The organism is Rhodococcus sp. NPDC056506, from assembly GCF_042794945.1.
GTDB lineage: Bacteria > Actinomycetota > Actinomycetes > Mycobacteriales > Mycobacteriaceae > Rhodococcus_F.
The window spans coordinates 1-6,904 of the sequence record NZ_JBHTSW010000082.1; the positions used below are offsets into that span (position 1 = coordinate 1).

Below are 6,904 nucleotides of genomic sequence, written 5' to 3' on the forward strand. Positions count from 1 at the left end.
GACACACTGTTGAGTTCTCAAAGAACACGCACACACCATCACCACGACCCTATGGCCGCCGCTCCGGGGCAACTTTCCCAGCCTACCCCAACCAGGTCACCGGCGCAAACCGCTAAACATTCAGGGAAGAACTGAAGGTGAAGCACAACCATACACGATGGAAACTACTTCGAAATTTGGTCAGGCACTTCGTACAACCTCGTGTCACTCGCCGTGAAGCGGGAGTCGGTGTCCGTGTCGCTCTGACTTGGAATAACTTACGCGTCCGCTGAAGTCTTTGACAAATCCTCAGGTCAGGGACTTGAAGTTGCCCGTTTCCCCAGCTAGATCCCCTACGGCGACCCAACTTCGTCGATTCGGGCAACATGTGACGCCAGACACCACGGCTCGTTGGCCAACCGTCGCGGACTCACACCACCTGGACACGGATCCCCGCGGCCTCGAACAACGCGACCTGCTGTGCGTCTACCGCAGCATCGGTGACCAGCACAGCCCCCGGCGGTATCGGCGCCCACGCATGGAAAGGACGTTCGCCGAGTTTGGCGGAGTGCGCGAGTATGTAGACCTCGCCGGCACGTTCGATCATCATTTCCTTGAGCCGGGTCTGATCGAGCTCAGCTTCACAAATGCCCCGGTCAGCGGTAACTGCGTCTGCTCCGAGAATGCCTTGTCGAACGACACCCTCTGCAACGACGCCTCGGCGAGTGGTCCGACAAATCCTTGGCTGAGCGGCCTCAACGTCCCGCCGACACATTCGACTCGACACCATCAGTGTCGGCTAGCGCCTCGAGTGCTGTCAGCCCTGCAGCGATCACCGTCAGATTCGTCATGTGACGTAAGAGCTTTCCCATCGCTGCACACAGTGGTGCCTGCATCCAGGCGCACAGCGTCTCCGGGCCGGACCTGCTCGGCAACCCACTCTGCAATCCGCCGTTTGGCGTCGAACCCCACCATCGCTCTCTGACGCAGAGACGATTCCTAATGAGGATTGATTGCAATTGCCCCGCCATAGGTGCGTGCTATGAGTCCCTGAGCAGTCAACTGACTCAGGTCTCGACGTATTGCCGACGCGGTGACCCCGAACTGAGCCGAGAGGTCCTCGACGCTGGCCAGACCACTCGCGCGCGCAAGTCTTGCGATTTCAGACCGCCTCGCCTCCGACTCCCGGATGGCCATCGCTCCTCGCCCTACGAACTCTGGCGCTTACTTGAAAACGAATGTGCTGGTTGCCAATTCGGCCGCCTGCCGCAGCGCTTCGACCTACTACCGGCCTCGGCGATGCCCTTACCTGCAATATCGAATGCCGTTCCGTGATCGACGGAGGTTCGTATGACCGGCAAGCCCACAGTGATGTTGACCCCGACCTCGATTCCGAGGACCTTGACCGGGCCGTGCCCCTGATCGTGATACATCGCGACGATCAACTCGTAGTCACCACGGCCGGCCAGGAAGAACGCGGTATCCGCCGGCAGAGGACCGTGGACATCGATTTCTTCTGCCCTTAACAGTTGAACGGCGGGGATGATCTTCTTCTCTTCCTCCCCGTAACCGAAGAGTCCATTCTCCCCTGCGTGCGGGTTGGTTCCGCAGACGCCGATCTTCGGAGACAGATTTCCCGTGCGCACCAATGCTTCATCACCTCGACGAATGATCCGCTCCACCAGGCCCGGTTCGATCCTGACGACCGCGTCGAGCAGTCCGATGTGTGTAGTCACGTGAATGACCTTGAGCTCGGGCGTCGACAACATCATCAACACCTCCTCGGCATCGGCCAAAAGCGCAGGCAATTCCGTGCGACCAGGGAAGATATGCCTTGCTGCGTGTAGCGCCTCTTTGTTCAGCGGCGCGGTGCAGATCGACTGAACTTCACCGCGAACAGCGAGTTCGCTTGCAACGCGGATGTACTGATAGGCCGCATCTCCCGCGACTGCCGACAGTTCACCCCACGCGAGATCCTCAGGCAGCAAGTCCAGATCGATGACGTTGATCCGTCCATCGATGAATTCACCATCCTTGATCTCCTCGTCGGGGACCACGTCGACGTCGATTCCGAGAACCTCGGCGGCCGGACGCAGGCGCTTCGCGTCGCCGACAACGACCGGGCGGCAACGCTTTCTCGTTTCGTCGTCGAGGAGTGCGGGGATGATCACTTCCGGCCCGACGCCGGCGCCGTCGCCCATTGTGAAAGCGATCAGCGGCAGTGGGGTGGATTCGATTGGCATGGGATTGACCTCGTTGTCTGAAGGTGGATTATCGGGAGCCGCAACCGAAGTGGGGTGCGCGAGGAACTCCGTCATGGAGCAAAGACTGTGTACATCCCCGAAACTTCCTGGCCGCGTGACGATGTACCGACCGGTGTGATCGACGGCGCCGATCAGCTCGGCGAGTGCCGAGGCGAGCTGGACGCACGGTTGCGATTGCACTGTCGTTCTTCGGGTTACTGCCGCTGTGAGCGCGAACGTTCCTATCAGACGAAACATCGGAACCTGTTGTGCTGAAGTCACAATCAGATCAAGGTCACCTTCGGTCTCGGCTTCGTAGGGCACCACCCCGCCTCGCACTCTGCGCCCCTGCCTTGGCAATCCGGCGGCGACGATGACCGGAGATCCGTCGCGGGAGAGTTCCCCAACCCCCGCGGCCACGCTGCCTCTGAGTAGAAATTCGACCTTCTCCACGGTTACAGAGTCTGCGGACGATTACAGAACTGATCTCACGTCACGAGAGGCTGTGGTGGGGTCGGATCGTCGTGAGTGCAGATCAAAAACTGTCACGCCCGATTCATCGGGCTCTCCCGGACCGAATCGAAGCGACATCCCGGAACTTCGAAACAAAAACCTGCGGCCGACTCCGCCTCCGAACGAACTCCCCTGTTCCTGTTCTGAACTCACTCATGTCCAATATTTGATCACGCCGACCTCGGCCAACGAACCTAACGAGCTGCAGAGTGGAATTGGGGTGGGACCGTTTCATCGTCAGCGAATCAAACTGAGGCACAAGCGATTACACGCTTGACGTCAATGACAGCCACTTGGGCCCGCTCCCGGCGTTCGCCGTGTCCAGGTCCGCTTCATTCCCGAAGAGGCCGGCCGCGTCGTTGCTCTTCGGAGCGGCGAGGTCGACGTCATCGATTCGATCAGTCCGGATTTCGCCGAACAACTCGCCAAGTTACCCGGCGTCCAGGTGGACACCGTGCCGTGCACGCGCATCAACCAGTTGTTCTTCAACTTCCGCAAGCCCGCCGATCAGCCACTATCCAATCTGCATGTTCGCGGGCACTGACCTACGCCATCGACGACGAGTCACTCGCCCGGACGCACTGATCGGGTCCGTGGTGCCGGCCACCGGTCCAGCCCCGCCCACGTTGGATGGATTCCTGGCGCCAAGGCAAGACCGGGGACTGGGATGTCCTGGGCAACGGGTACGGCAACCAGACCGGACTTGCACGCAGCAGGACATCCAGGAGAACTGGGCTTGTTATGGAGCTTCGTACCGAACGCTCTTCTTGCGAAACGTACTCGTATTCAGAATGTTTCACTGACCCCATCAACTCCTACGACCTCGGCGCCGTCCGATTGAAAGCCTGAGCCAGTGACTCTCACCGCTCCGAAACCGCACACATCAACTCGGAATCTCGGCACGTCGTACTCGTTCCAGGCGCCGGCCATGGACGTCGTCCTCGGCAAACTTCCGTGCACCAGCACCCTGGCCGTCAGCCCCATCCTGTTGACCGCCGTGCTCTCAATTCCGTTGGCGTGTGTATGGTCCACCACGCGGACACCCGACGCGAACTCGGTGCGAACATCGTGGCCGTCGGCGTACAGTCCATGCTGGAGTTCTGGAGTGCCCTGATGCTGGTGACGATATTCGCGGTCCTCATCCCGGTTCTACCTGCCGCCGGATCCACCACGTGGCCGTCGGTGATCCTGCCCACCGCAACTATCGCCATCCTTCAGCTCGCGTTGATCTCCCGGATGGTTCGGCGCGAATTGGTCGCGGCCTTCGCTTCGCCGTACATCACCGTCGCACGCTCTCGCGGAGTATCCGAACGCAAACTCACCTGGCGATATGCGATGCGTAACTCGACAACTCCCATCGTCACCGCGCTGGGCACCAGATTTGCCGGAGTGCTGAACGGCGTTGTGGTGGTCAAGGTCGTGTTCGCCTGGCCGGGTGTCGGCTCCTCTCTCTGCCGCTGGTTCTGGGGGAACGCGAAAAGCCCTATCCGCAGCGGCTAGAGTGCTCGGACTTACCCGCATGGCCATCCTGCTTTCGTCACGTCATTCCGAACATCGTCAAGCAGGCATCGCTCGTCGTCCTGCTTCTGCTCGCTCAGGCCGTTCTGTTGGAAAGCTCCTCGAGCTACCTCGGCGCCGGCCCTCAACGTCCGTTGCGACCTGGGGCCGAATCATCGCCGACGGACAGGACTACATCACCACCTCATGGCGGATCGTCACGTTGACCGGTCTGATGATCGTGCTGCCAGTCGTTGGAGTGAACCCACTCGGCGACGGTCTGCGCGATCGGCCTCCAGGATCGAAACGACTGGCCGAAAGCCTGGTCGGGCGTGGCAACGCCCAGAAAGCAAAGGCGTGAGACGCGGGCAATTTACGACGGGTCGACGACCTCCAGATCGAACGAGCCACGGCGAATGGCGTCATCCGAGCCGTCGACGGCGGCGCGGTAAGCGTCATCGTTCCGCTGATCAACAACGCCGAAGAGGCAGCAGCCGCCGTGGGCAGCCGCCATTCGGCATCCGCTCCTACGGGCCCATGCGGTCGCAACTCCTTATCGGCCCCGTTCCCGCCGACGCGAACCGCGACACTGTTGACTTCGCGATGATCGAAATCCACAAGGCCTGGAGAACGTCGAAGAGATCTGTGCTGTAACCGGATTGGACGGCGTGTACGTCGGACCGTCCGATCTACGAATCGCCGTTGGCGGTAAGCATTCCAACGATCCAGACGTGTCCGAGGAATTCGAAGCCGCGCTCACCCGGGTGCGCGAAGCTACCGCCGCCTGCGGGGTGGCTGCCGGGATCCACACACCTTCCGGTCAGGTTGCAGCACAACGCCTCGCAGAGGGTTACACCTTCGCGACCGTAGCCTCAGACCTGACGCATCTGGCGAATGTCTCGGCTCAGCATCTGGATGCAGCCAAGTCCTGATCCGGGTACAAAAATGGCGATGCTCCCGTACTTGGTACGGGAGCATCGCCATTCTCGAACGACTAACGCTGAATTGCTTTGATCTCGAGGAACTCTTCGAGCCCGAACGTGCCTGCCTCGCGTCCGACACCCGACTGCTTGTATCCACCGAACGGCGCGTTGGTGTTGAACGCACCGCCGTTCACCTCGACCTGCCCGGCCCGCAGCTGGCGTGCGACGCGATCCGCGCGATCGGGGTCACCTGACCAGACTCCGCCGGCCAAACCGTATTCAGTCCCGTTGGCTATCCGCACTGCGTCGGCCTCGTCCTTGTAGCCCATGATCGAAAGGACCGGTCCGAAGATCTCCTCGCGCGCAATGGTCATATCCTCGGTCACGTTCGCGAACACCGTCGGCCCGACGAAATACCCACTGGCCAATCCGGTTTCGCGACCGTCGACAACCGCGGTGGCGCCCTCGGCTACACCCTTCTCGATGTATCCGCGAACCCGTCCCAACTGATTCGCGTTCACCAGCGGTCCGAGCACCGAAGTCGGCTGAGTCGGATCCCCTACCTGGAAATGAGCGGCCACCGCAGCAGCAATTGCCGCTGCCTCGTCCACCTTCTCCGCGGGAACCAACATACGCGTCAGCGCCGAACAGGTCTGGCCCGAATTGATGAAGCACTTTGCGACGCCATCCGTGACAGCCTTTTCGAGGTCGGCGTCGTCGAGAATGACGTTCGCGGACTTGCCGCCCAGTTCGAGCGAGACCTTCTTGATGGTGTCCGCAGCCACGATGGCCACTCGCTTGCCGGCCCGAGTCGATCCGGTGAAGGAGACCATGTCGACCTCGGGATGGCCGGCGATGGCTTCACCCACTACCGGGCCATATCCGCTCACCAGGTTGAATACACCTGCAGGCAAACCGATTTCGTCGAAGATGTCAGCGAGAGCGTACGTGATGAGAGGCGCAACCTCGGTAGGCTTGAGAACCACGGTGCAGCCTGCGGCTAATGCGCCGCCAACCTTCAAGACAACTTGATGGAGCGGGAAATTCCACGGAGTGATTGCGCCGACAACACCCGCCGGTTCACGAACGATCAGCGAATTCCCGACCTCGTGTGCGTCGAAATCATAGGTGCGGGCCAATTCAGCAAAAGCATTCAAATTCGCCAGCGGCATTCCGATTTGTACGGGCTTGGCGAATCCGATCGGCATGCCCATATCCTGCGAAACCAGCGCCGCAAGATCATCGGTACGTTCGGCAATAATCGCAGCAGCTTTGGAAAGATATTCGGCGCGCTCGCCGCCGGATAGTGCAGACCAAGCGGGGAAAGCCTTTCGTGCTGCCTTCGCGGCCGCGTCGACATCTTCGACGGTGCCCTCGGCGACTGTTCCTATCAGCTCTTCCGTAGCCGGATTGAGAACGTCGATCCGACCGCTGCCAGTGGATTCGATCCAGGCGCCATCAACATAGATTTTGGTGCGGTCGAGAATATCGGTCATCGAAGCCTCCGTAGTCAGCACGCGTGCACAGGTGAGGTGGGCCCGATCACACGGGGCACCTCTTCCGAGCCTAGCCACGCTCGACGGGTTCCGTGGCAGGTTGGTGGCGCGATTGGCGCTGGACTGACGAGACTTGCGGTGGGCGCACACTTTTCAGTGATCGTGCGAACGTACCGTTCCCCTCGTCCAAGAGGGTGAGAGTGCCGTTCACTCGATGCCGGGGGTGCCGGCGGGAGTGATTTGGGGGTGTTTT

7 protein-coding genes and 1 pseudogene are annotated in these 6,904 nt (G+C 60.7%); 4 read left to right on the plus strand and 4 right to left on the minus strand.

Going from position 1 to position 6,904, the window contains the following annotated elements:
• Window positions 1–409: 409 nt before the first annotated feature.
• The 3 genes from ACFQ6H_RS29570 to pdxA all read right to left on the minus strand — a co-directional run bounded on the left by ACFQ6H_RS29570 (window position 410) and on the right by pdxA (window position 2,423).
• Window positions 410–769, minus strand: a complete 360-nt coding sequence (locus ACFQ6H_RS29570) for a hypothetical protein (RefSeq protein WP_378650402.1) — start codon at window positions 767–769, stop codon at window positions 410–412.
• A gap of 209 nt (window positions 770–978) precedes the next feature.
• Window positions 979–1,176, minus strand: coding sequence for a DeoR family transcriptional regulator (locus tag ACFQ6H_RS29575; protein WP_378550336.1), 198 nt, complete (start codon window positions 1,174–1,176; stop codon window positions 979–981).
• An 11-nt stretch (window positions 1,177–1,187) separates the two neighbouring features.
• Complete coding sequence (gene pdxA, locus ACFQ6H_RS29580; RefSeq protein WP_378650404.1) at window positions 1,188–2,423, minus strand: 4-hydroxythreonine-4-phosphate dehydrogenase PdxA; 1,236 nt, start codon at window positions 2,421–2,423, stop codon at window positions 1,188–1,190.
• Between the two features lie 646 nt (window positions 2,424–3,069).
• On the opposite strand from pdxA, the gene ACFQ6H_RS29585 reads away from it, so the two are divergent.
• The 4 genes and pseudogenes from ACFQ6H_RS29585 to ACFQ6H_RS29600 all read left to right on the plus strand — a co-directional run bounded on the left by ACFQ6H_RS29585 (window position 3,070) and on the right by ACFQ6H_RS29600 (window position 5,164).
• Window positions 3,070–3,279 carry an ABC transporter substrate-binding protein gene (locus tag ACFQ6H_RS29585; protein WP_378550342.1) on the plus strand — a complete coding sequence of 70 codons (210 nt, stop codon included), beginning with the start codon at window positions 3,070–3,072 and terminating at the stop codon, window positions 3,277–3,279.
• Window positions 3,280–3,758: 479 nt separating this feature from the next.
• Window positions 3,759–4,235: an ABC transporter permease subunit gene (locus tag ACFQ6H_RS29590; protein ID WP_378650405.1), complete on the plus strand. Its 477-nt coding sequence runs from the start codon at window positions 3,759–3,761 to the stop codon at window positions 4,233–4,235.
• 19 nt (window positions 4,236–4,254) lie between these two features.
• Window positions 4,255–4,593 carry a hypothetical protein gene (locus ACFQ6H_RS29595; protein ID WP_378650407.1) on the plus strand — a complete coding sequence of 113 codons (339 nt, stop codon included), beginning with the start codon at window positions 4,255–4,257 and terminating at the stop codon, window positions 4,591–4,593.
• Window positions 4,594–4,629: 36 nt separating this feature from the next.
• Window positions 4,630–5,164, plus strand: a pseudogene (locus ACFQ6H_RS29600) (aldolase/citrate lyase family protein).
• 62 nt (window positions 5,165–5,226) lie between these two features.
• On the opposite strand, the gene ACFQ6H_RS29605 reads toward ACFQ6H_RS29600, so the two are convergent.
• Window positions 5,227–6,651, minus strand: coding sequence for an aldehyde dehydrogenase family protein (locus ACFQ6H_RS29605; protein ID WP_317557097.1), 1,425 nt, complete (start codon window positions 6,649–6,651; stop codon window positions 5,227–5,229).
• Window positions 6,652–6,904 lie beyond the last annotated feature (253 nt).